This window comes from Streptococcus oralis (assembly GCF_003942875.1).
GTDB classification, from domain to species: domain Bacteria; phylum Bacillota; class Bacilli; order Lactobacillales; family Streptococcaceae; genus Streptococcus; species Streptococcus oralis_BX.
Genome location: NZ_RMVK01000001.1, coordinates 382,886 through 406,905 on the forward strand (window position 1 = coordinate 382,886; position 24,020 = coordinate 406,905).

General features: G+C 42.7%; 18 protein-coding genes and 1 pseudogene. 3 read left to right on the forward strand and 16 right to left on the reverse strand.

All coding sequences use genetic code 11. From position 1 onward, the window contains the following. Window positions 1–2 precede the first annotated feature (2 nt). The 6 genes and pseudogenes from D8844_RS01845 to D8844_RS01865 all read right to left on the reverse strand — a co-directional run bounded on the left by D8844_RS01845 (window position 3) and on the right by D8844_RS01865 (window position 8,607). Window positions 3–1,904 (reverse strand): restriction endonuclease subunit S, encoded by a 1,902-nt coding sequence (locus D8844_RS01845; protein ID WP_125421461.1) that lies wholly within the window; start codon window positions 1,902–1,904, stop codon window positions 3–5. After that, complete coding sequence (locus tag D8844_RS01850; RefSeq protein ID WP_125421464.1) at window positions 1,904–2,908, reverse strand: virulence RhuM family protein; 1,005 nt, start codon at window positions 2,906–2,908, stop codon at window positions 1,904–1,906. The genes D8844_RS01845 and D8844_RS01850 overlap by 1 nt, the downstream gene beginning before the upstream one ends. Next, window positions 2,898–4,469 carry a type I restriction-modification system subunit M gene (locus tag D8844_RS01855; protein ID WP_125421467.1) on the reverse strand — a complete coding sequence of 524 codons (1,572 nt, stop codon included), beginning with the start codon at window positions 4,467–4,469 and terminating at the stop codon, window positions 2,898–2,900. The genes D8844_RS01850 and D8844_RS01855 overlap by 11 nt, the downstream gene beginning before the upstream one ends. A 106-nt stretch (window positions 4,470–4,575) precedes the next feature. Beyond that, window positions 4,576–5,739: an AbiH family protein gene (locus D8844_RS01860; RefSeq protein ID WP_125421470.1), complete on the reverse strand. Its 1,164-nt coding sequence runs from the start codon at window positions 5,737–5,739 to the stop codon at window positions 4,576–4,578. A 98-nt stretch (window positions 5,740–5,837) separates the two neighbouring features. Next, window positions 5,838–5,936, reverse strand: a pseudogene (locus D8844_RS10615) (DUF6261 family protein); the annotation flags it as partial. Between the two features lie 37 nt (window positions 5,937–5,973). Next, window positions 5,974–8,607, reverse strand: a complete 2,634-nt coding sequence (locus D8844_RS01865) for a DEAD/DEAH box helicase family protein (RefSeq protein ID WP_125421473.1) — start codon at window positions 8,605–8,607, stop codon at window positions 5,974–5,976. Between the two features lie 132 nt (window positions 8,608–8,739). Between D8844_RS01865 and D8844_RS01870 the strand changes: the two genes are divergently transcribed. Continuing rightward, window positions 8,740–9,357 (forward strand): TVP38/TMEM64 family protein, encoded by a 618-nt coding sequence (locus D8844_RS01870; protein WP_000076176.1) that lies wholly within the window; start codon window positions 8,740–8,742, stop codon window positions 9,355–9,357. 46 nt (window positions 9,358–9,403) lie between these two features. Here D8844_RS01870 and scrK read toward each other — a convergent pair whose 3' ends face one another. Beyond that, window positions 9,404–10,291, reverse strand: a complete 888-nt coding sequence (gene scrK / locus D8844_RS01875) for a fructokinase ScrK (RefSeq protein WP_000164289.1) — start codon at window positions 10,289–10,291, stop codon at window positions 9,404–9,406. A gap of 158 nt (window positions 10,292–10,449) precedes the next feature. After that, complete coding sequence (locus tag D8844_RS01880; RefSeq protein ID WP_125421476.1) at window positions 10,450–12,336, reverse strand: sucrose-specific PTS transporter subunit IIBC; 1,887 nt, start codon at window positions 12,334–12,336, stop codon at window positions 10,450–10,452. 378 nt (window positions 12,337–12,714) lie between these two features. Between D8844_RS01880 and D8844_RS01890 the strand changes: the two genes are divergently transcribed. Together D8844_RS01890 and D8844_RS01895 are read left to right on the forward strand one after the other, a co-directional pair. Continuing rightward, complete coding sequence (locus D8844_RS01890) at window positions 12,715–14,169, forward strand: sucrose-6-phosphate hydrolase (protein ID WP_125421482.1); 1,455 nt, start codon at window positions 12,715–12,717, stop codon at window positions 14,167–14,169. Beyond that, window positions 14,150–15,115, forward strand: a complete 966-nt coding sequence (locus D8844_RS01895; protein ID WP_033606002.1) for a LacI family DNA-binding transcriptional regulator — start codon at window positions 14,150–14,152, stop codon at window positions 15,113–15,115. The genes D8844_RS01890 and D8844_RS01895 overlap by 20 nt, the downstream gene beginning before the upstream one ends. A 150-nt stretch (window positions 15,116–15,265) precedes the next feature. Here the strand turns inward: D8844_RS01895 and D8844_RS01900 are convergent, their stop codons facing one another. The 8 genes from D8844_RS01900 to fmt all read right to left on the reverse strand — a co-directional run bounded on the left by D8844_RS01900 (window position 15,266) and on the right by fmt (window position 24,014). Next, entirely contained in the window at window positions 15,266–16,540 is a 1,275-nt protein-coding gene (locus tag D8844_RS01900; RefSeq protein WP_125421485.1) for a hydroxymethylglutaryl-CoA reductase, degradative, read from the reverse strand. After that, window positions 16,540–17,712 carry a hydroxymethylglutaryl-CoA synthase gene (locus D8844_RS01905; protein ID WP_125421560.1) on the reverse strand — a complete coding sequence of 391 codons (1,173 nt, stop codon included), beginning with the start codon at window positions 17,710–17,712 and terminating at the stop codon, window positions 16,540–16,542. Before D8844_RS01905 ends, D8844_RS01900 begins: the two co-directional genes overlap by 1 nt. Window positions 17,713–17,830: 118 nt before the next feature. After that, the gene (locus D8844_RS01910) at window positions 17,831–18,286 is read right to left on the reverse strand and encodes a threonine/serine exporter family protein (protein ID WP_000176909.1); all 456 of its coding nucleotides are present in this window, start codon (window positions 18,284–18,286) and stop codon (window positions 17,831–17,833) included. Window position 18,287: 1 nt separating this feature from the next. Continuing rightward, window positions 18,288–19,046: a threonine/serine exporter family protein gene (locus tag D8844_RS01915; protein ID WP_000344543.1), complete on the reverse strand. Its 759-nt coding sequence runs from the start codon at window positions 19,044–19,046 to the stop codon at window positions 18,288–18,290. A gap of 87 nt (window positions 19,047–19,133) precedes the next feature. Further along, window positions 19,134–21,020, reverse strand: coding sequence for a Stk1 family PASTA domain-containing Ser/Thr kinase (gene pknB / locus D8844_RS01920; RefSeq protein WP_125421488.1), 1,887 nt, complete (start codon window positions 21,018–21,020; stop codon window positions 19,134–19,136). After that, window positions 21,017–21,757 (reverse strand): Stp1/IreP family PP2C-type Ser/Thr phosphatase, encoded by a 741-nt coding sequence (locus tag D8844_RS01925; RefSeq protein ID WP_000401527.1) that lies wholly within the window; start codon window positions 21,755–21,757, stop codon window positions 21,017–21,019. The genes pknB and D8844_RS01925 overlap by 4 nt, the downstream gene beginning before the upstream one ends. Before the next feature lie 15 nt (window positions 21,758–21,772). Continuing rightward, complete coding sequence (gene rsmB / locus D8844_RS01930) at window positions 21,773–23,086, reverse strand: 16S rRNA (cytosine(967)-C(5))-methyltransferase RsmB (RefSeq protein WP_185757656.1); 1,314 nt, start codon at window positions 23,084–23,086, stop codon at window positions 21,773–21,775. After that, complete coding sequence (gene fmt / locus D8844_RS01935; RefSeq protein ID WP_125421494.1) at window positions 23,079–24,014, reverse strand: methionyl-tRNA formyltransferase; 936 nt, start codon at window positions 24,012–24,014, stop codon at window positions 23,079–23,081. The genes rsmB and fmt overlap by 8 nt, the downstream gene beginning before the upstream one ends. Between the last annotated feature and the right edge of the window lie 6 nt (window positions 24,015–24,020).

The following is a 24,020-nucleotide window of genomic DNA, read 5'->3' on the forward strand; positions in this document are numbered from 1 at the left end:
CCTTATTCATTAAAATTGAGTAATTGATTTCTCCAATATTCATACTGTTTCTGTCTTAGTTTGATTTCTTTTGGAAGACCCTCGAAAAGAGAGTGAGTTAAGATGTTGAATTTATCAAGTATGGAGACGATTCTTTCTTGTTCTGTAAGAGACGGGAGGATGATTTGAAATTTTTCTATATCCTTCGAATTGATACGAATAACTTTTGTGCCCGTCACTTTTCTTTCCTTTTGAGTTTGAAAAGAAGTAGATCTCAGCCAATAATTTAAGTAACGTGAGTTTTGGGTAGTTTGAATGATATAACTATCTCCAGAAATACCGATTTCTTCTTTTCCTTCCCAAACAATTGCTTTTCCAACATCTTCAACATTCTCAGATGTAGTTGCCATTACCAAGTCATTTGGTTGTGCTTTTTTTAACTTTTTGAACACTATTTCTCTAGTTTTTGAGAGAGTTTCAGAGACTGAAAAATCGTATTTAGTGTAAATTTGTCCGTAGTGGATAACAGATTTCCCAATTTCCGTAAAATCTTTCTTCTGAAGTCCGTTTCCTCTTACAAAGTCACATATAGCTCCCAACTCCACTCGAATCGGACCAAATACCCAGTTCAAGAGCCTAATCAGGTCTTGTCTGTACTGTACTGTACTGTCAGTGTACACGCCTTCGGCGGTGAATGTCAAGAGTTTTTCTCTGAAATATTCATACTGTTTTTGACGTAGATCAATCTCCTTGGGAAGTCCTATATTTAGGTTATTACAAACCATATCGAAGTTGTCTAGAACTTGAACAATACGGGATTGGATTTCGAGGGAGGGAACTGGGATTCTAAAATCTCTAATCATTTTTAAATTTAAACCTCCTCTAGTTCCTTCACCAGAAGAAATATCTCGAAGCTTTTGATATTGTCCTTTTAAATAATAATATAAATAATGACTATTTATATCATCATTTGAAACTATTGAACATAATGATTGATTAGTACACAATTCAACTTTTGTAATAGCCACTGTTCCTCGTGTTTTGCCCTGTCCCGCTAAGGCAATAACAACTGTGTCTATTGGAACAACTTTAGTACTGCAACTGTCATAACCTTCTTGAGTAATTTTTTTCTCTGTATCATAAACAAAACCTTTGTTTACTTCTCCTGAGCTCATCCACGGAATAGTTCCATTTTCCCAATACGAAGAATTGGAAGTCCTTGGAGTAGCTCCCGCTAAACATTCCGCCACTTCCCTCAACGTCTTCCACTCAACCTGATAGACCTCATCCTCAAATGATAAGAGTTTATCTCTATAAAAAGAATATTGCTTTTTACGTGAGGTCAATTCTGAGGTCAATTCTGAGGTCAATTCTGTAACATACCCAGTCATTTTGTCAAGTATTTGCACTATTTTTTCTTGAATTTCTAGAGGAGGAATTGGGATTTTGATTTTTTTCATTTCAGCCATTGAAACACTTTTAACTGTTCCTCCTGCTTTTCGCCTTTCTATTTCCTTTTTAATATTTTCAGACTCAAACAAATACATCAAAAATTTAGAACATATCTGCTCTTTTTTAGGTTTAATAGCATAAACTCCTTCTTTTATATTCCAATTAGTTGGAGTTTTTTCAATTATGGCAACATTTCCTATTGTACCAGTACCCGTAAAAAGAACATCTCCAATTTCAAGATTAGATCGATTCTGACATAACATCAATCCATCATTATTTATTAAATCTGTCTTTTCAGATGGAACAATTTTATGTCCTCTTATTTCTCTTACAGTAATATAATAATTCGAAGCGTCAGAAGTATTTAATTGAAAAAATTTACGAGGATTTAAACCTGTTTTTATGGAATGTGCCACTTCCCCCAACTCTTTCCACTCAACGGAACAGTTTTGGATTTCTTCTAGGATGTTCATCACTTACCTCCTTCCTTGGCTAGATTTTCAATGCTTTTAATTTCTTTGAGGTAATCTTTTTCAACTTGACTAAGGGTCTTGGCTTGGTAGCTCTTATACTCCTTATCTACCTTCTGCTTCATCTGTTCACGAGAGATCGAACCACTGTTAGCTAGCAAGTCTTCCCCAGTAGCCTGAAGGATACGATCCACATGCATCACCCAGTCCGCCATAGTCATGACTTCCTCTCGCTCTGCCTGTCTTTCAGCAAAGTCTAGATATCCTGATACAAGCTGATTAAGCCCACGGAGTTCCTTTTCTGTCAGATAGTTCTTGGCAACTTTTGCTTCAGATAGAGTAGGGAGATCTCCCTTAAAAGTGGTCAAGCCCATAAACTCCTTTTCGCTATCAACACGGTTATAAATGAGTTCACTCGCAGTATTGTGGTGAATGGCATAATGCATCTTGTTTTGAACCGTCGCAAAGAATTTCTTTGCCTCTGGTGAATTTGCATTGTAGTCACTTGATGTAGCAAAGAGATCCAAGACCTGACGGTAAAAGACTTTTTCACTCGAGCGAATGTCTCGAATTCTTTCAAGAAGTTCTTTAAAGTAAGAGCCCCCACCCAAATTTTTCAAGCGCTCATCATCCATAGCAAAGCCCTTGATCAGATACTCTTTCAAGACTGTCGAAGCATAGTGTCTGAACTGAATGCCACGAGGGGAACGCACTCGATAACCAATCGCCAAAATCATATCAAGATTATAGTAGGCGACTTTTTTTGACTGAGTTTTACCAGCCATTGCACCGTGACGAGTGGTTGTCAACTGATAGTTGACAACCACTGCTTCATCCAGTTCACCATCTTCAAAGATAGCCTTGATATGTTTACTAATATTTTGCTTGGAAGTCTGAAAGAGCTCAGCTAGTTCTTGTTGGGTCAGCCAGACCGTTCCATTATCCAGATGAAGCTCAATAGCGGACTGACCATCATCTGTTCTGTAAAGAATCACATCATTTGCCATGGCTCAATTCCTCTACAATTCTATCTATCTCTGCACGCAAGTGGTCAATCTTAGTAACAGTCTCAGCGATTTCTTTATTAAGCACATCAATATCAATCTTCTCACGGGTATCTTCTTGTTCGACATAGGTTGAGACAGATAGATTATAATCCTGCTCTGAACCAATCACCTCATTATCAACAAGAGTTGCTTTATAGTCAACATTTTGATAATTAGAGAACAATTCAACTATGTGCTCTATATTGCTATCCGTCAAGACATTGTTATTGGTCTCTTTTTTGAATTCTTTACTCGCATCAATAAAGAGGGTTTTATTTTCAAGCTTATTTTTCGCTAGAACCAAAATCGTAGTTGCGATAGAAGTCCCAAAGAAGAGATTATCTGGAAGGGCAATGACTGCTTCAACAAAATTATTATCTACTAGATACTGACGAATGGTCTTTTCAGCACCACCACGATAGAAAATGCCTGGGAAACAAACAATGGCTGCTCGACCTTTATTAGACAAGTGGTTGAGACTATGCATGATAAAGGCAAAGTCAGCTTTTGACTTAGGAGCTAACTTACCAGCTGGCGCAAAACGGTCATCGTTTATCAGAGTTGGATCTCCATCTCCCACCCATTTAACAGAATACGGAGGGTTAGAAACGATAGCATCAAATGGCTTTTCTTCCAGATGCTGAGGATTTAAAAGGGTGTCTCCTCGCTTAATGTCAAAGTTATTGTAGTTGATATTGTGCAAGAACATATTCATACGAGCCAAGTTGTAGTTGGTCATATTGATTTCCTGACCAAAGAAACCATCCTCTAGGATATGGTCTTCGTATTGTTTTTTCATCTGGAGCAAGAGGGAGCCTGATCCACATGTTGGGTCATAGACCTTGTTAATCTTGTCTTTTCCAACCATGACTAGGCGAGCTAGTAATTTAGAAACCGTCTGAGGTGTGAAAAATTCACCCCCGCTTTTTCCTGCATTACTGGCATAGTTAGAAATCAAGAACTCATAGGCATCTCCAAAGGCATCAATGTCATTTTCCTCAAAGTTTCCAAAGTTAATACTATTGATACCATTAAGAATATCAGAAAGGCGTTTATTTTTTTCTGGAACGCTTCCACCAAGGATGTTGCTTCGGGTATCCAAGTTATCAAACAAACCTTTGATATCATCCTCTGATTTGAAACCAATCGCTGACTTCTCAATAGCTTGGAAAATATTGGCCAATTCTTCGTTTAAGTTTTCATTTTGCGAGGCATTCTTGACCACATTTTCAAAGAGTTGACTCGGAAGGATAAAGAATCCCTTATCCTCAACTGTACCTGGTTTGAAATCTTGCTCAGCTTCTTGGTCACTTATGTCAGCATAACGGAATTCTAAGTCCCCAGCCTCATGCTCCGCACGGTCAAAATAGTCTGCCATGTGCTCTGAAATAAAACGATAGAACAGAATTCCTAGGATATATTGCTTAAAATCCCAACCATCTACAGCTCCACGCACATCGTCCGCAATCGCCCAAATTTTACGATGCAGTTCCTTGCGTTCTGCATTTTCTTTACTTGCCATTTTTACTTTCCTTAATTAATGTATTATCTTTTCTATTTTATCATATTTCAAGAAAAACCACTCGACCTAGGGAGGACGAGTGGGCTATAAACTATTCTTAACTTTATTAAGGTAGTAGAACTTCTTCCATACCATCCTTATCATCACTCTTTACGAATACAATATTCCGTTTACCTGTTAACTCTATCAGTTTTTCCTTCCCAAGAATGATTACGAGATTCTTTATAATCGAACGTTTAGCTGGTTCATCAAAATAAGTGAAAATAAACCGATATAGATACTCACCTTTCTCTGCTAGTTCAAAACATTTTTGAAAAATCTCTTTATCTAACGGATCTACTGAATGACCAAAAACAACAATGTTCTTTGAAGGTAAAACTTCCGTAGAATCAGTCCAACCTACAAAAGGCGTATTTTTTCCAATATAAATTGGAATAATAAAAACTTCTTCAAACTTATTACCAGTTTCTTTAACAACTCTTTGATAATACTTTTGGTAAGGAATCAAATCACTGTTAACATCACTTTCTTTATCTTCAATTCCAAAGACCATAGTATTAATTCCACTGAAGGTTCTATCTAAATCAATTCGGCCATGTATAAAATGAGTTAGTTTCTCATAAGTCTTAAATAGATATCTCGAAGTATTAGTATAATTAAAATTTAATACATAGGTATATGATAAATCAGGTATTGCATCCAAGGCTGTTGGTTTGGATTTAATGCTCCTAACTCCAAAATCAAGAAAGTCCAAATAAGACAGATAGATTTCTAAAAGTTCAATTAATAAATCAAGTTGCCTGATAAATTCATTATTAAATTTTTCAAGTGCAACTTCTCTTTCTAAAGAACTCCAGTCTTCCTCTTTATACAAGGAAATAAAACATCTCGCAACAAATGCTTTTGAACTATAATTTTTTTCTCTTACTAATTGATCTTCAAGTGCCCAAAATTGATTTTCAGGTGCAATTTGAAAAAGTAAATCATTATTCTCCTTAAAATACATAATTGATTCTACAAGTTGCGAAATCATTATTTCAAGATTAGACCAATTATCTCCAAGAGTACCTTTATTCTCATTAATAAATTTCAAATATAAATTATCTTTGTATTTCTCAATCTTTATATTTTTATCTTTTAAAAACTCCAGTAACCCCTCATCTGGATTAGAAAATAATTGTTTTTCAAAGTCAATAAAATCGGTATATTTTGTTTTTCGCCCCATTGCAATATCAAAGCCATTACCTAGAATTAAAATTGTATCTGCCATGATTTTTTCTCCTCTACATTATAGATAATTATCAAAATTATACCACGAATCCACCAAAAAACGCCTTTAGATAATAATATATGTAAAGACGTTTGTTTTTATCCTGCTACTTGTTCTATTTCTTCTACTTTAACTTTCTTCTCCTTCTTACTTGAACTAGTCAATCGTCTCTTACTGTCTCTAATTGTGTTTATATTTTAAGAGAATTTACTTATTTATCTCTTGTAAACTCCCCTACTCCAACCGGCTTTTAACCTTCTTCTTAGTCAAGGTACGGTCGTTTTGATTGGAGAGAGCTTTGATACGAGCTTCGAGAAGGGTTTTCCTTCCTGCCTCTGTTCGTGTGTAGACGAGATGATAACGTCCGATAGTCGGCGTCAGAAAGTCAAGGAATTTCTGTGCTTCTTCCTTGCGCTTCTCAAAAAGACTAGGCACGACATAGTAAGGTGACTGACCTTGTCGGACTTTCTCTGCCTTCAAGAGATAGCGCTGGTTGTCCACTGGAGCAAAGAACTCTCCCACAGTCTGCGCAAACAGCTCCTTGTCCCTCATGCTTCCTCCCTTGAGGTAGGCGAAAACCATATAATTTTCCTTGTCCTCCTCTACCTGAACACGGGATTGATCATCCGTTAGATGCCCCGAATCTAGCAGAGCCTTTCGGATCTGCTCACCCAGAGACTGCAAGCGTTTATAGGGACTCTTATAGCGGAGGTAGCGCCAAGATGCAAAGCCCAAAAAGAGGAGACATGCTGTCGTAAGCCACCAAACACCGATCAATCTCAGTCTAAATAGCAAGACCAACAAATCCACTGCCAACAAGAGCAATGACATGCGAACCCATTTTAATGCATCAAGCAAGAGCATGACTGGGACCTTCTGTTTTTGAGCCGCGACTTCTGTAACTACCTCGAACTGATCCGCTACAACAAGAGCTTCCTGCCATTTTTTTCTCAAGCCTGCTCGATCCTTGGAGAGACTCTTAACTCGCTCATTGTACTCACTAATTTGCTGTTTCTTAAAAGGGGGCTTTGGAAAATCCAAACGATCCAAACCGGTCTCAATACTCTCCTGATTATAGGCCAATCCAAGAAAATGCTCCATCCGTCGCGACAAGGTCTGCAGATCCTGATTGCTCTCTGGTCTAGGCTCCTCACCAGGAAGAGTGATAAGTGCTTGCGCTTGAACGGCTACCAGATGCCAGATGTTGCTGGTCTTTTCTGGATGTCCCGACCAGATACGAATGGCACGCCCGCGCATCTGGTTACTCAGCATAAAGCTCCCCACAAAGCTTCCGAGGATTAGGGAATTAACACAAGGAGCATCCCAACCCTCTCCGAGGAGAGATTTGGTTCCGACTAGGACTTGAATCCGCCCTCGTTGAAAAAGCTCCGTCACTGCCGCTACGATTCCCTTAGCTGAGCTCGGAAAACTAACCTGCACATAATCTTTTGGATCCAAGTGACCAATAGGTGAGAAACTAAGAGGAACCTGAGGCAAGAGCTCCTTCAACTCTGCTGCCACATCGGTAGGCAAAATAACGACACTACCTGACAAGACAGCCAAAGACACAGGTATCTCTTGCTCCTGAGCTTTTCGACGAATGCTTTCAAAATAAGGGAGAACCCCCAACTGAGAAATGGTTGCCTGATTATCTCCCAGATAGGTGGCAAAATCCTTGCGAATATAGTCAGCTAGTACTAACTGTCTCAGTTCCTGACCTAGACTCTCATACTCTGCCCAGAAGATATCGGCAATGGCAGACAACTTCCCCAGAGATTGGGTTAAAAGTTGGTCAGAAGCCTTGGACTTAACTAGATAAACCTGACGTTTTTCCACCAACCCACGCGCCTTCAAGTCAGCCTCTAACTTTTTCCTATATCCATCTGGATCCTCATACCAATCTGGTGTCTGATAGAGTATGCTCTGCAACAGCGTCTCCAGCCAGTAGGAGGTCAATGCTGGAAGCTTCTGGGTTCCCAGTAAATTTTGTAAAGAGGGAGGAATCGTTAACCCCTGAGAATGCATATAAATCAACACAGCAGACAAGTACTTGGGATCTTCTAAAAGCAAATCAGATGAAATATCCCCTTTGAGGACCTTAGATCCTGCTACAAATGTTTGAAAATCAGGATCGACTATAAGGTGATGAATATAGTCCCACTTAGTCTTCTCAAACCGTTTGAGACGTTCCGCCTCTTCAGCTGTTGGTGAACACATATAGACAAAATCCTGATGAGGGCAAAGAGTGTCTTCCTTGACTAGTTCAGGTACCATGATTTCCTGATCGATCTCCCCACACATACGGATATAGCGTTCCCAAAGTTCAGGCTCACTGTCATAAGGTGGTGTCGCTGTCAGGGAGATGAGTTTCAGCGGTCCATACTGCTTGCGAAAGGCTCCCAGACTTTTCCACCATTCATTGCGCAGGTGGTGGCATTCGTCCAAACAAAGAGTCGCAACTTTCTGAGCTCTTAGGCTTGCAAACAAATCAAACCCCACAAAATCCTCTGCTTCTCCATCTTCTTGTGATTGAAGTTGGTTCATGGCACTATGAAAAGCCTGATAGGTCACAATCGTTAATGCCTTCATCTCCTTTAAGTTTTGGGAAACGAGGTCTGAAAGCCTCTGACCATCCTCTAGAAAAGTAGCTTGAATCCTATCTACCCATTGTTCACGAATGGTGACAGTCGGAACTAAGATGAGGGCTGGGTTGTCAAAACGAGCGATTAACTCGATACCTATGGTTGTCTTTCCAGACCCTGGAGCAGCCACTAGATGAACATGACCGTCTGCTTGATAGTCCTGAAAACGATCCAAGACCTGTTTTTGATATTGGCGCCAGCTTCCTTTAAAGTTTAAACCTAACATGATACCCCTCATTCTATACCGTCTTTTTCTTATTCTCATTTTACCACACTTATTTCTCCAGTCAGATAATCCAGATAGTTTTTCTCCATAAAATATGGTATAGTAGAATCATACTATCTATGAGGAGTTTACATGTCACAGGATAAGCAAATGAAAGCTGTTTCTCCCCTTCTACAGCAAGTCATCAATATTTCATCTATCGTCGGGGGAGTCGGCACCTTGATTTTCTGTATTTGGGCCTATCAGGCAGGAGTGTTACAGTCCAAGGAAACCCTATCGGCCTTTATCCAGCAAGCTGGGGTTTGGGGGCCACCTCTCTTTATCTTTTTACAGATCCTACAAACCGTCGTTCCGATCATTCCGGGAGCTTTGACCTCAGTGGCTGGGGTCTTTATTTACGGCCACATCATTGGAACCATCTATAACTATATCGGCATCGTGATTGGCTGTGCCATTATCTTTTACCTCGTCCGTCTCTATGGAGCTGCCTTTGTCCAGTCCGTCGTCAGCAAGCGCACCTATGACAAGTACATCGGTTGGTTAGATAAAGGCAACCGTTTCGAGCGGTTCTTTATCTTTATGATGATATGGCCAGTTAGCCCAGCTGACTTTCTCTGCATGCTGGCTGCCCTGACCAAGATGACCTTCAAGCGCTATATGATTATCATCATTCTGACCAAGCCCTTTACCCTAGTGGTTTATACTTATGGTTTGACTTATATTATTGATTTCTTCTGGCAGATGTTTTGAGAATAGAAAAATCCGTTTGGTTTCCCAAGCGGATGTTTTGTTTGTTTTATTTTGCGACACTCTTAGCAAGGACAAAGTTCCCAAGTGTGGCAGAACCATTTCCAGCAACTGCTGGAGTCACGATATAGTCACGCACATCTGGTACTGGTAGGTAACCATTGAGAAGAGCTGTGAATTTCTCACGCACACGGTCCAGCATGTGTTGTTGGGCCATAACCCCACCACCAAAGACGATGACGTCTGGACGGAACGTCACGGTAGCATTGACCGCAGCCTGAGCGATATAGTAGGCTTGAACATCCCAGACAGAACTGTTGAGTTCGATGTTTTCGCCACGAACACCTGTACGGGCTTCGAGACTTGGACCAGCCGCAAAGCCTTCCAAACAGCCCTTGTGGAATGGACAGACGCCGTTAAATTCTTTTTCCACATCCATTGGGTGTTTAGCCACATAGTAGTGACCCATCTCAGGGTGACCCACACCACCGATAAACTCACCACGTTGGATAACACCTGCACCGATACCTGTACCGATCGTGTAGTAAACCAAGTTTTCGATACGACCACCAGCATTGTTACGAGCAACCACTTCACCATAGGCAGAGCTGTTCACGTCAGTTGTGAAATACATGGGTACGTTGAGGGCACGACGTAGGGCACCAAGTAGGTCTACATTTGCCCAGTGAGGTTTTGGAGTCGTTGTGATAAAGCCGTAGGTTTTTGAGTTTTTGTCGATATCGATAGGACCAAAGGAACCGATGGCAAGACCTGCAAGATTATCGAATTTTGAAAAGAATTCGATGGTTTTATCGATGGTCTCGATAGGAGTTGTTGTAGGAAACTGTGTTTTTTCTACAACGTTAAAATTTTCATCCCCGACAGCACAGACAAACTTTGTACCGCCCGCTTCTAAGCTTCCATATAATTTTGTCATGATAAACCTCTTATCTTTGTTTTCTCTATTATAGCACATTTTAAAGGGCTAGATTTCTCAATATTTTAGATTTTCCTCTGTAAATCTTACCATCCAAGTAAAAACGAACAAACATAATATTTGTTCGTTTTGTTTTTAAATCTGATTTTCGAAGAGGACTAGGCTTTCACTTCGATGATAGCGTCACCCTTGACAACTGAACCGCTTGCGACTGGTGTCACAGAAGCGTAGTCTGCTGTGTTGGTTACGATAACCATTGTTGTGTCGTCAAGACCTGCAGCAGCGATTTTGTTTGAGTCAAAGGTTCCAAGAACGTCACCAGCTTTGACCTTGTCGCCTTGAGCAACTTTTTGTTCAAAGCCTTCACCGTTCATAGTTACCGTATCGATACCAACGTGGATCAAGATCTCAGCTCCGTTTGCTGTCTTCAAACCGTAAGCATGTCCTGTGGCAAAAGCGATCGATACTTCTGCATCAGCTGGTGCGTAAACCACGCCTTGGCTTGGTTTTACAGCAATCCCTTGTCCCATTGCACCACTTGAAAAGACTGGATCATCAACATTCTCAAGAGCAACTACGTCCCCAACGATTGGAGTTTGGATTGTTTCGTTTTGAGGAGCTACTGGAATGTTACCAGTTGTTTCTTCTTGAACCAAACGTTCTGTCGCTACTTCAGAAGCAACTTCTTTTTCATCCTCGTAACCAAACATGTATGTAAGGGCAAAACCAAGAACGAATGATACAGCTACCATAAGAAGGTATTGTAGCAATTGACCGTTACCAACGTACAACATTGTACCAGGGATGATGGTGATACCATTACCAGTACCAGCAAGTCCAAGGATAGAAGCCAATCCACCACCGATAGCACCAGCGATCAATGAAAGGAAGAATGGTTTACGGAAACGTAAGTTTACCCCGAAGATAGCAGGCTCTGTAATACCGAGGAAGGCAGAAAGAGCAGCTGGGAAAGCTAGTGTTTTCAGTTTAGGATTCTTCGTTTTAACACCAACCGCAACAGTTGCAGCCCCTTGAGCTGTCATCGCTGCAGTGATGATGGCGTTGAATGGGTTGGCATGGTCCGCAGCAAGCAATTGTACTTCAAGCAAGTTGAAGATGTGGTGCACACCTGATACGACGATCAATTGGTGAACCCCACCGATGACCAAACCACCAAGACCAAATGGCAAGGCAAGAATCGCTTTTGTTCCGAGAAGGATGTAGTTTTCAACAACGTGGAAGACTGGTCCGATGACAAAGAGTCCAAGGATAGACATGACCAAAAGTGTCACGAACGGTGTCACCAAGAGATCCAAGACATCTGGGACCACTTTGCGGAGAGCTTTTTCAAACTTGGATCCGACCACCCCAATGATGAAGGCTGGAAGAACAGAACCTTGCAAACCAACAACAGGAATGAAGCCAAAGAAGTTCATAGCTGTTACTTCACCACCTGATGCTACTGCCCAAGCGTTTGGAAGCGAACCAGAAACCAGCATCATACCGAGGACGATACCAACAGCTGGGTTACCACCGAATACGCGGAAGGTTGACCATACAACCAAACCTGGCAAGATGATGAAGGCTGTATCTGTGAGGATTTGGCTGTAGATGGTAACATCTTCTGGAAGTGTCATTCCAAGAGCGTTCATGAGACCACGAAGACCCATGAAGAGACCAGTCGCTACGATAACTGGGATGATTGGCACAAAGACGTCACCGAAAGTACGGATAGCACGTTGGAACCAGTTTCCTTGTTTAGCAGCTTCTGCTTTCATGTCTTCTTTAGAAGATGTTGGCAAACCAAGTGCAACGACTTCGTCGTACATCTTGTTTACTGTACCAGTACCAAAGATGATTTGGTATTGACCTGAGTTAAAGAAAGCTCCTTGAACTTTATCCAAGTTCTCAATCACTTCCTTATTGATTTTCCCTTCATCTTTGACCATGACACGTAGACGAGTCGCACAGTGGGCAACACTGTTGACATTTTCACGTCCGCCAAGGGCTTCGATGACTTTTTTTGCAATATCCTGATTGTTCATTTGCAAAAATCTCCTTATAAAATTTTGTTCTTGTTTGAAAGCGATTTTATTCGCCCTACGACTATTATTTTATCACGTTTCCAAAATATGTCAAGCGTTTTGCAGAATTTTTTATTCTCTTTCTTTTTTCTCTGATTATTTTTGCTCGTTTTTGAGGGATATTCTCTTTTTCCTCAAAAAAATATCTTTATACTTGAGGAATCAAGGCTTTTATTTACATTTTCTTTCATTTTTTCGTGAAAATTTGCCAGATTTCCTTTACTTGATTTCTGGCAATCGTTTGACATATTTTTCTTTTTTTTAACATAAAAGACTTGCTTTTTTTGCCGAAAACGTTTACTATTAATAATAGAATAGAACTTATGGAGGAAAGATAAAATGGAATGGACAACTGAGCGCCGTTACAGACGCTATGAAGACTGGTCTAATGATGAAATCAAGCAAATCAAGGAAAAGATGGCACAATCTCCTTGGCATACTCGTTACCATGTTGAGCCTAAAATGGGGCTTCTCAATGATCCAAATGGCTTTTCCTATTTTGATGGTAAATGGATTCTCTTTTACCAGAACTTCCCCTTTGGTGCAGCTCATGGCTTGAAGTCTTGGGTGCAGCTTGAAAGTGATGATCTGGTGCACTTTACAGAAACTGGAGTCAAAGTTTTGCCAGATACTCCATTAGATAGCCACGGGGCCTACTCTGGTTCTGCCATGCAGTTTGGCGATAACTTGTTCCTATTTTATACAGGAAATGTCCGCGATGAAAACTGGATTCGTCACCCATACCAGATCGGTGCTCTTTTGGGAAAAGATGGCAAGATTACGAAGATTGACAAGGTCTTGATTGACCAGCCAGCAGACTCTACCGACCACTTCCGTGACCCACAAATTTTCAACTTTAAGGGGCAATATTATGCTATCGTGGGTGGACAGGACTTGGAGAAAAAAGGCTTTGTTCGTCTCTACAAGGCTATTGATAATGACTACACCAACTGGCAAAAGGTTGGTGACCTAGACTTTGCTAACGACCGCACTGCCTACATGATGGAATGTCCAAATCTAGTCTTTGTAGGCGAGCAACCTGTCCTTCTCTACTGCCCACAAGGATTGGATAAGGCTGTTCTAGACTATGACAATATCTATCCAAACATGTACAAAATCGGGGCTTCCTTTGATCCTGAAAATGCCAAAATGGTCGATGTGTCTCCATTGCAAAATCTAGACTATGGTTTTGAAGCCTATGCAACTCAAGCCTTCAACGCTCCGGATGGACGTGCACTAGCAGTAAGTTGGCTTGGACTGCCAGATGTTTCTTACCCATCTGATCGTTTTGACCACCAAGGAACCTTCTCATTGGTCAAAGAACTCACTATCAAAGATGGCAAACTCTACCAATATCCTGTATCAGCCGTCAAAGAACTTCGTTCTTCTGAAGAGGTCTTCTCAAATCGTACTCAAACCAATAACACCTATGAACTGGAGCTCAACTTGGAGGCCAATAGCCAAAACGAGATTGTCTTGCTCGCTGACAAAGAGGGCAAGGGGCTTTCAATCAACTTTGACCTTGTCAATGGACAGGTGACAGTGGATCGTAGTCAGGCTGGTGAACAGTACGCCCAAGAATTTGGTACAACTCGTTCTTGCCCTATCAATAACCAAACTACTACTGTCACTATCTTCATCGACAAGTCGGTCTTTGAAATTTTTATCAATAAAGGAGAAAAAGTATTTTCTGGTCGTGTCTTCCCACATGCGGACCAAAATGGTATCCTCATCAAGTCTGGAAACCCAACTGGAACTTACTATGAATTAGATTATGGTCGCAAAACTAACTGATGTCGCAAAGCTTGCAGGCGTCAGCCCCACTACCGTCTCACGGGTCATCAATAAAAAGGGGTATCTATCTGAGAAAACCATTCAAAAGGTTAATGAAGCCATGCGAGAATTGGGCTACAAACCCAATAATCTGGCTCGAAGTCTCCAAGGAAAATCTGCCAAGTTGATTGGACTTATTTTTCCAAACATCAGTCATGTCTTTTATGCGGAGTTGATTGACAAGTTGGAACACCAACTCTTCAAGAATGGCTACAAAACCATCATCTGTAACAGCGAACACGACTCTGAAAAAGAACGGGAGTACATTGAAATGCTGGAGGCCAATCAGGTCGATGGTATCATTTCTGGAAGTCACAACTTGGGAATCGAAGACTACAATCGTGTGACGGCACCGATCATTTCCTTTGACCGAAACTTGTCTCCAGACATCCCTGTCGTCTCCTCTGATAACTACGGTGGCGGGGTCCTCGCCGCCCAAACTCTGGTTAAGACTGGAGCCCAGTCTATCATCATGATTACAGGAAATGACAACTCTAATTCACCGACTGGACTGCGCCATGCTGGCTTTGCCTCTGTTCTCCCAAAAGCGCCTATTATCAATGTTTCGAGTGACTTTTCTCCCGTCAGAAAAGAAATGGAAATCAAGAATATCTTGACCCATCAGAAACCAGATGCGATTTTTGCTTCAGATGATCTGACAGCCATCTTGGTTATCAAAATAGCTCAGGAACTGGGAATCTCTGTTCCTGAAGAGCTCAAAGTCATCGGCTATGATGGGACCTACTTTATCGAGAACTACTACCCTCACCTGACAACGATTAAGCAACCTATGAAAGAGATTGCCCACCTCACTGTCGATCTTCTCTTACAGAAGATTGAAGGCAAAGAGGTCGCGACAACCGGTTACTTTTTACCAGTCACCCTATTACCAGGAAAAAGTATTTAATACTCTTCAAAAATCTCTTCAAACCACGTCAGCTTCCATCTGCAACCTCAAAACAGTGTTTTGAGCAGCCTGCAGCTAGCTTCCTAGTTTGCTTTTTGATTTTCATTGACTATAAACACAAGAAAACTCAGACTGATTCGTCTGAGTTTTTTATGATCTTAAGTTTTCGAGATAGCGCTGGGCTGTCTCTAAGTTAAAGGTTTTATCTGCGATGAGGCGCTCAACAAGGGGAGCAACCTCTGTCTCACTAGCACCAGCTAGGAGAGCTAAGGATTTGGCTTGCAATTTCATGTGACCTTGCTGGATGCCCGTACTGACCAAGGCTTTGAGGGCCGCAAAGTTTTGGGCAAGACCGATAGACACGACAATCTGGGCCAATTCCTTGGCAGAAGGATTCCCTAGTAGTTCATGACTGAGGGCTACACGAGGGTTGAGACCGATAGAGCCACCCTTGGTCGCTACCGGCATGGGCAGGGTCATCTCACCGACCAATTCTTCTCTTTCCATGTCCAGCGTCCATTGACTAAGACCTTGATAGCGTCCATCTCGACTGGCAAAGGCATGGGCACCAGCTTCGATGGCACGCCAGTCATTACCAGTAGCAATCAAAATGGCATCGATACCGTTAAAAATCCCTTTATTATGAGTAGCTGCTCGGTAAGGATCTGCCTGCGCAAACTGGCTAGCCAAAGCCATTTTCTCCGCAATTTCTCGTCCTTGATCCCTTTGGGGACTCAAGTAGCGAAAGGCGATGCGACAACTTGCAGTCACCAGAGAATCGGTCGCGTAGTTGGACAAAATTCCTATAAGGCTTTGTCCTTGACTGAGTTCTTCTAAGACTGGCTTCAAGGATTCCAGCATGGTGTTGAGCATATTGGCTCCCATGGCTTCCTGGGTATCGACATGGAGATAAACAACGAGAAAGTCTGTTTCACCTTTGATCTGCTCTACATGCAAATCACGCGCCCCACCCCCACGTTTGACGATGGACGGATAGGCTTGATTGGCAAGTTCTAAGAGCTCCGCCTTCTTGCTGACAATCTTCTCTTGCGCTTGTTCAGGATCAGCAACTTGATAAAGGGCTACCTGACCAATCATCTGGCGCAGATGAACCTGAGCAGTAAAGCCACCAGACCGCTTGATGATTTTACTTGCATAGCTGGCCGCAGCAACCACTGAGGGTTCTTCTGTCACATAGGGAACTGTATAGTCCTGACCATTCACCAAAAGCTCTGGAATGATCGAATAAGGAAGAGAAAAAGTTCCTACCACATTCTCACTCAGCTGGTCTGCAACAGCCAAACTGATCTGTTCATCCTGCTCCAGACTGGTTTGCTTTTCAGGACTAAGGAGCGCCTGAGCTCGCAACAACTCAAGGCGCTCATGGTATGTTTTTTTAGAAAATCCATTCCAACTTATCTTCATTATTTTTCAACCTTGCTATAACGGCGTTGGTGGTCGACAATTTCAACCAAGGCGTAGTCTTGATGTTCATAAGCTGTAAATTGGGCTGAACCAGATTCATCCAACTGCACCTCTTCGAAAAAGACTTTTTCATAGTCTGCAACAGACAATGCTGTACGTTGCTTGAGTTTGCTCAAGCGATCCTTATCAAGGTAAGCCTCATAGCCTTCGACCAGCTCTCCACTAAAGAACTCTGAAACCGCTCCACTTCCGTAACTGTAGAGGGCAATTTTATCTCCAGCCTTCAAAGTCTCTGCATTTTCCAAAAGAGAGAGGAGCCCGAGGAAGAGGGAACCTGTGTAGATATTCCCAATCATCTGACTGTAGAGAATTGATTTGTCAAAGTTTTCTTGCAAACTATCCTGCTTCTCCTGAGATAGAGTCTTGTCCATCATCTTGCGCAAGCCTTTTAGGGCCAACTTAGGATAAGGCAAATGGAAGCAGATAGCCGCAAAGTCATCCATAGTCCAATCGTAGCGTTTCTTGTATTCATCCCAAGTCGTTGTCAGGCAATCAAGATACTGTTGGGTCGAGTACATGCCGTTTACATAAGGAGTGCTTGAATAGTTCGGACGCCAGAAATCCATGATGTCGCGCGTTTGAGCAACGTTATCATTGTTAAAGGCCATGATACGCGGATTTTGGGTGATCAGCATCGCCACACTTCCAGCACCCTGAGTTGGTTCACCAGGAGTTCCCACACCATACTTGGCAATATCACTGGCAATGACCAAAACCTTGGACTCTGGAGAATTTTCCACATGCAATTTAGCATAATGAAGGGCAGCTGTCGCTCCATAGCAGGCTTCTTTGATTTCAAAGCTACGGGCGAAAGGCTGAATGCCTAATAGGCCATGAACAAAGACTGCCGCTGCCTTACTCTGGTCAATCCCTGACTCAGTCGCCACAATGACCATATCGATTTCTTCTTTTTCTTTGTCTGTTAAAATAGAGTTGCTTGCACTAGCTGCCAAGGTAACAATGTCCTCAGTCAGTGGCGCAATACTAATTTCATTTAACAAGAGTCCCTTGCTAAATTTTTCGGGGTCAACTCCCCTCGCTTCTGCTAAGTCTTGTAATTTCAAGACATAGTGACTGGTCGCAAAACCAATCTTATCAATACCGATTGTCATATTTACCTCTGTTTTTTCATTCATTGTAAAAAATCGTTTCATTCTATTTTATCACAAATAGGAACAAAAGAGAGAAAAAAGACTTGATTCAACAAATCAAGTCTTTGCTTTGATTGTATTAGGAAGAGATTCCTCGTTGTTTTCGGATGTAGTAATAAAGCTTTAGAATTACCGTTCCACTTGCCATTCCAATAGAAATAACAAGAGCTAACATAACCACCAAAGTCGCGCTAGCAATTGCATGGCTGTAATCGCCTGTCACAAAGAAAGCTGTCGTTCGATAGGATAAATAACCTGGCACCAAGGGGGCAAGAATAGCCAAGACAAAGACCACCGCTGGTGTCTTGTAGACAATACTTAAAATCTGGCTGATGCAAGAGCCAATTACTGCTGCGATAAAGGTCGCGACAATAACATTGGTTGGTTCTTTGAGGACGAGATAGAGGAGCCAAACGCCCATTCCCAAAACACCACCAGGTAGGAGCATGGAGCGTTGAACATTCAGTACGATTAGAAAGGTGATAATGGCGAGTAAACTCGCCACTGCTTGGAGCAAAATACTTGTTAGAGTCATCTTATGTCATCAAAACCAGGGCGACAGAGGTGCCAGCCCCTAAAGCGAGGGTAATGAGCAAAGATTCAAACATCTTGCTCATACCAGAGTTGATATGGTTGGTCATGATATCCCGTACCGCATTTGTCAGAGCAATCCCTGGAACAAAGGGCATGACCGCTCCTGCTATAATCAGGTCTGCCGTCGAAGGAAATCCTGTATAGCGGGCCCAGAACTGGGCGATCAAGCCGAAAACAAAGGCACCTGCAAAGGCTGTTACAAAAGGAATGCGGACAAACCTCTCTACGTAGAGAGAGAAGGCAAAACCAAATAAGGTCGCAATAGCCGCACCAAAAGCGTCATAAACATTGCCCCCAAACATAATCGAGAAGAAAGGGGCACTGAGGGTCGCTGCTACGGTCACTTGGAACTTGGTATAAGGTAAGGCTTGATTGCCGATTTCTTTCAGCTTTTTAAAGGCTGTCGAAAGATCAATCTGCCCTCCAACAAGCTCCCGTGATACTTGGTTGACATCACAGACTTTTTCAATGTTATAAGAGGATGAGGTCACCCGTTTCATCCGAGAAATATTGGTATTTTCAATAGAAAAGAAAATAGCTGCGGGCATGGCAAGAACATTGCAATCCATTATTCCCTGCGAATGGGCAATACGGATCATAGTATCCTCAACCCGATGAATCTCTGAGCCACTTTTCAGGAGAATGGTTCCTGCTAGCATAATCACATCAATGACGGCATTCAACTCTCTCGATTCGTCCATTTTCTCCTCCTTTTTTCTACTTCCTATATTTTATCACAAAATCTTGTGAAAAAAAATCTTTGTCATGAAATCATGACAAAGATTCGTTTAATCTCGAGAACTTTCGTGGTTTCCTTCACCGTTTGGTTGATTCGTTGGAGGATTGTTGCCTTGTTGGTTCCCCTGGTTTGGACTTGTAGGAGAACCCTGGTTCCCACGTTGGGCAGGATTAGAGGATGAAGTTGACGGTGGTGTTTTCGGTTTGTAAATGGAAAGTTTGATACGCGTACTTGCAAGATCAACCAGTTCTCCTGCTTTTGGCGTTTGATCTACAACCGTGCCCTCTTTTGTTCCTTCAGGAGTCGATACTTCAACAACTTCGATATTAGCCTCTTTTACACCGACAATCTGAGTCAGATTATTCTTAGTAAATTCAAGACTTGAGCCGATGTAGCTAGGCATGCTGACACTAGTCACCTTCTTAGCTACTGTTAAGGTAATCGTAGTAGCTTTTGAGAGATCATAAGTCGAACCCGAAGCAGGAGTCTGTCTAAGGATGGTTCCAGGTTCACTTTCGCTGGATTCTTCCTCTTCCATCTTGATTAGATTTTCAGGAACCTTCTTCTCCTTGAGTTCAGCTACAACTTCCGTATACTTACGTCCGACATAATTGCTCAATTGGAAGGATTGCTTACCAGAAGAAACAATCAAATTGACCTTGGTTCCTTCTTTTCGGCCGCTACCAGCTTCAGGATCGGTTCGAATAACGCGTCCTTCCGCTACTGTATCGCTGGCCTCTGACTTTTCTTCACCGGCTTCAAACTTGGATTTTTTAAGAGCTTCCTTAGCCTCTGCAACGGTTTGTCCAGCCACGTTAGGAATAGCAATCGTTGCTGGTGTTCTTGACAAAATCCAGACCAAAGAGGCTGCAACCAATAGAAGACTGGCCAAAAGAATCATATAGCGAGCCTTAAACTTCCGTTTCTTGGCTGGCTTTGGCGCTGGAGCCGGCTCTGCCACTGGTTGAGTTGGTTTCTTTGGCTGAGGGCGTTCTTCCTGCGCCGGAGCTTTAGGAATCGATGTCAGTGTACTTTGTGGAACTTTAGGTAAAGTCTTAGTGTCTGCCTTACTCGCATCGTCAAAGACCAGTTTCGGTTCATTCCGACGATTATAAGACAAGCTAGTTGACAAGTCCACATACATTTCTGAAACAGACTGATAACGGTCTGACAACTTCTTAGCAGTTGCCTTGATGACAACATTTTCTAAAGCCTGAGGGACAGATGGATTTTCAGCTATGACGGACGGTAGTGGCTTCTGGAAATGCTGGAGGGCAATCGTAACCGCACTATCCCCATCATAAGGGATATGTCCCGTTAGCATCTCATAGAAGATAATCCCCATTGCATAGATATCACTCTGGAAGGTCGCTTTAGAACCACGTGCTTGCTCAGGTGACAAATAATGAACAGAACCCAGCATTGAGTTCGTCTGGGTCAGACTGGTCTCCGCAAAGGCTACTGCAATCCCAAAGTCCGTGACCTTAGCTGTGCCGTCTGGTGTCAAGAGGATATTTTGAGGTTTCAAATCCCGGTGAACAATTCCTCGAGTATGGGCTAAGCGCATGGCCAAGAGGATTTGTCCCATAATCCGAACTGCTTCTTCGTTTGAAAGAGGATAGTGTTCTTTGATATAACGCTTGAGGTCAAGGCCTGCTACGTATTCCATAGCTAGGTACTGTTGACCGTCTTCCTCACCAATATCTGTTATCCGAACGATATGCGGATGGTCCAGATCCGCCATGGCCCTCGCTTCACGTTGGAAACGTGCCACAGCAATCGGATCCGTCTGGTAGTTGGTCCTCAGGACCTTCACTGCCACTTCTTCCCCGTCTAGGATCAAATCCTTGGCCAAGTAAACATCTGCCATGCCTCCTCGACCAATCTGCTTGACAATCCGATACCGCCCGGCAAAAATCTTGCCGATTTGGATCATTCTGCTGCCTCCTCGTTCATGTAAACAAGGGCAACCGTAATGTTGTCTAAACCTCCTGCATTGTTAGCGAAGCGAATGAGGGTTGCCGCCTTGTCTGCTAGGGAAATATCACTGGTTACGATATCATAAATCTCGCTTGCCGAAATCATATTGGTCAAACCATCACTATTGAGCAAGAGATAATCTCCTGACTCCAGTGTAATCATCCCAAAATCTGGCTGGATTTCATCTTTTTGTCCGATAGACTGGGTGATGATATTCTTTTGAGGGTGAGTTTCTGCTTCTTCTGGAGTCAATTGACCAGCCTTAAGCAATTCGTTGACCAAGGAATGGTCACTCGTCAACTGGTGGTATTCTTCTCCACGAATCAAACCGATACGAGAATCTCCAATGTGAGCATAGATGGCTTGGTTGTCAATAAACGCAACAGCTTCTAGCGTTGTTCCCATGCCTCTGTAGGCTTCGTCCTGACCTAGTTGATGAATTTTTTGATTTTCAATCTCCAGGTAGTGGGCAAACCACTCACGAACTTCATTGACTGAGTCAATTTGGGTATCCACCCAAGCCACACCAAGGTCTGTTACCGCCATCTCACTAGCGATATTTCCTGCACGGTGTCCTCCCATCCCGTCAGCCAAGATGATCATAGTGCGTCCTGCTCGGTTGACAAAGTGATTGACATAGTCCTGATTATTTGTCCGTTTCTGACCAACATCTGTTAATAATGCTATTTCCATTGTGTCAGTTCCTTCCTATTCTGATATCTTGCGAAATTGGCTAATGAAGAATCCATCACTTCCATACAATTCTGGAGTAATCAGGATGCAGCCATCTTTCAGGATATCTTTACATTCGTGTTCTAGTTTAACCTGCTCGAACTCGGGATGACTTTCTAAAAACGCCTCAACGACTTGAAAGTTCTCCTCAGAGACAATAGTACAGGTACTATAAGTTATTATACCACCTTTTCGTAGCGTTTGACAAACACTACCTAATATTTCCAGCTGAATTTCCTGTAATGATGTGAAATCTGCTGTTTCTTTATTGTATTTGATGTCTGGTTTGCGGCGTAAAAGTCCAATCCCAGAACAGGGGGCATCTACCAAAATCTTATCAAAAGAGTCCCGACCGAAAAACTCATGCACTTTTCTGGCATCCAATTTTTGCGTTTGCACTCGATCTGCCACACCCAGACGTTGGGCGTTTTCTTGGATCAAGTCCAACTTGTGATCATAAAGATCCAAAGACGTCACCTTACCAGATGTGAGGAAAGAAGCCATATGGGCTGTTTTCCCACCCGGAGCTGCACAGGCATCCAGGACCTGCTCATGGCCTTGCAGATCAAGAGTCGGAGCAACCAGTTGACTGGACTCGTCTTGGATGGTAATAACACCCTCCGAAAACAAATCATGTCCCGCAAAGTGTCCCTGCTCCTTGACTAAACCAGAAGCGGCCAAGGGAGAATCACTCGCCTCTAACACGGCCTTGATTTCCTCTTTTCGGTTCAAGTCAGTCACTCGGATGCTGGCTTTGTTACGCACCAAGAGACTGTCAAAAATAGCTTGTGCTCGCCCTTCACCGTATTCTTCCTTGAGCTTAGACACTAGCCAAACTGGGAGAGAATAGGCAATGGAATCACGCTTGTTTTTGCGTTTGATAGTTGCAATATCTGGCCACCCTTCTCGCAAGATACGACGAAGGACGGCGTTGACCAATTTTTCACTGCCTTTTTTACGCGCTTTGGCTAGTTCCACTGCTTCATTAACAACAGCGTGATTAGGAATCTTATCCAGATACCGAAGTTGGTAAGCGCTCAGGAGGAGCAGAATATAGAGCCAGTTATCTAGCTTATCCCGGTCTTCGATAAAGTGGGACAGGTACCATTCCAGAGTCAGTTTTCGGGCTACCGTACCGTAGACAATCTCTGTCACCAAACCCTTATCTGCTACTGAGAGTTGACTCCCCTTGAGGTGTTTGTTTAAAGCAATATTGGAATATGCTTGGTTCATCAAAACATCCTCTAGCACTGTTAGAGCTAGACTTCTAGCCGTTTCTACTTTAGTCACCAAATCGTTCTCCTACAGTTAATGTACGTCCAACTCCGTTGAGGAAGGAAGCAATGTCCATCTTAGGCTTACCTGCTGGCTGCACTTGCTTGAGAGATAGAGCTCCTTCAGCCGCTGCAACTATTAATTCTTTCTTGCCAATTGAGAGGATTTCACCCGGAGAACCCTGACCTTCTACTGGCAGGGATTCATAAATCTTAAAGCGATCACCCTTGAGAAAAGTGTGGGCAACAGGCCAAGGATTCATCCCACGGATTTGGTTGAAGAGTTGACGGTTGGTCTTGGTCCAGTCCAGCTTTTCTTCCTCTGGCTTAATATTTGGCGAGAAAGTGACCTGGCTTGGGTCCTGAGGCACAGGTTTGATCTCCCCGGCAATATAGGCAGGAAGGGTGCCCAAAAGCAAGTCACGACCAACAATCGCTAATTTCTCAAATAAGGTTCCAACATTATCCTCATCAGTGATAGGAATACTGCGACGGGAAATCATGTCTCCTGCATCCATTTCCTTAACCATCTCCATAATGGTCACACCAGCTTCCTTATCCCCTTGAATCAAGGCATAATGAATGGGTGCGCCACCACGGTGTTTGGGAAGAAGGGAAGCGTGAACGTTGACTGCAAAATCCATGCTATAAAGGAGTTTACTTGGGAGAAACTGCCCAAAAGCAGCAGTGATAATCCCATCCGCCCCTAAATTCATAATGGCTTCCATCTCTGGACTTCCAGATAATTTTTCAGGTTGGTAGATAGGGAGACCCGCTTCTTTGGCGGCCTGCTTGACTGGGGTTTCTTGGATTACTTTTTTACGGCCGACAGCGCGGTCTGGCTGGGTTACAACAGCTAGGATCTCGTAACGATCATCTGATAACAAACCCTTCAAAACTGTTGCTGAAAAGTCGGGTGTCCCCATAAAGATTAGTTTTGTCATTTCTTC

What these genes read in the sequence shown, in the direction of transcription:
- D8844_RS01845 (WP_125421461.1), bottom strand. Translation starts at nt 1,904, where the DNA reads ATGAACATCCTAGAAGAAATCCAAAACTGTTCCGTTGAGTGGAAAGAG.
- D8844_RS01850 (WP_125421464.1), bottom strand. Translation starts at nt 2,908, where the DNA reads ATGGCAAATGATGTGATTCTTTACAGAACAGATGATGGTCAGTCCGCT.
- D8844_RS01855 (WP_125421467.1), bottom strand. Translation starts at nt 4,469, where the DNA reads ATGGCAAGTAAAGAAAATGCAGAACGCAAGGAACTGCATCGTAAAATT.
- D8844_RS01860 (WP_125421470.1), bottom strand. Translation starts at nt 5,739, where the DNA reads ATGGCAGATACAATTTTAATTCTAGGTAATGGCTTTGATATTGCAATG.
- D8844_RS01865 (WP_125421473.1), bottom strand. Translation starts at nt 8,607, where the DNA reads ATGTTAGGTTTAAACTTTAAAGGAAGCTGGCGCCAATATCAAAAACAG.
- D8844_RS01870 (WP_000076176.1), top strand. Translation starts at nt 8,740, where the DNA reads ATGTCACAGGATAAGCAAATGAAAGCTGTTTCTCCCCTTCTACAGCAA.
- scrK (WP_000164289.1), bottom strand. Translation starts at nt 10,291, where the DNA reads ATGACAAAATTATATGGAAGCTTAGAAGCGGGCGGTACAAAGTTTGTC.
- D8844_RS01880 (WP_125421476.1), bottom strand. Translation starts at nt 12,336, where the DNA reads ATGAACAATCAGGATATTGCAAAAAAAGTCATCGAAGCCCTTGGCGGA.
- D8844_RS01890 (WP_125421482.1), top strand. Translation starts at nt 12,715, where the DNA reads ATGGAATGGACAACTGAGCGCCGTTACAGACGCTATGAAGACTGGTCT.
- D8844_RS01895 (WP_033606002.1), top strand. Translation starts at nt 14,150, where the DNA reads ATGGTCGCAAAACTAACTGATGTCGCAAAGCTTGCAGGCGTCAGCCCC.
- D8844_RS01900 (WP_125421485.1), bottom strand. Translation starts at nt 16,540, where the DNA reads ATGAAGATAAGTTGGAATGGATTTTCTAAAAAAACATACCATGAGCGC.
- D8844_RS01905 (WP_125421560.1), bottom strand. Translation starts at nt 17,712, where the DNA reads ATGACAATCGGTATTGATAAGATTGGTTTTGCGACCAGTCACTATGTC.
- D8844_RS01910 (WP_000176909.1), bottom strand. Translation starts at nt 18,286, where the DNA reads ATGACTCTAACAAGTATTTTGCTCCAAGCAGTGGCGAGTTTACTCGCC.
- D8844_RS01915 (WP_000344543.1), bottom strand. Translation starts at nt 19,046, where the DNA reads ATGGACGAATCGAGAGAGTTGAATGCCGTCATTGATGTGATTATGCTA.
- pknB (WP_125421488.1), bottom strand. Translation starts at nt 21,020, where the DNA reads ATGATCCAAATCGGCAAGATTTTTGCCGGGCGGTATCGGATTGTCAAG.
- D8844_RS01925 (WP_000401527.1), bottom strand. Translation starts at nt 21,757, where the DNA reads ATGGAAATAGCATTATTAACAGATGTTGGTCAGAAACGGACAAATAAT.
- fmt (WP_125421494.1), bottom strand. Translation starts at nt 24,014, where the DNA reads ATGACAAAACTAATCTTTATGGGGACACCCGACTTTTCAGCAACAGTT.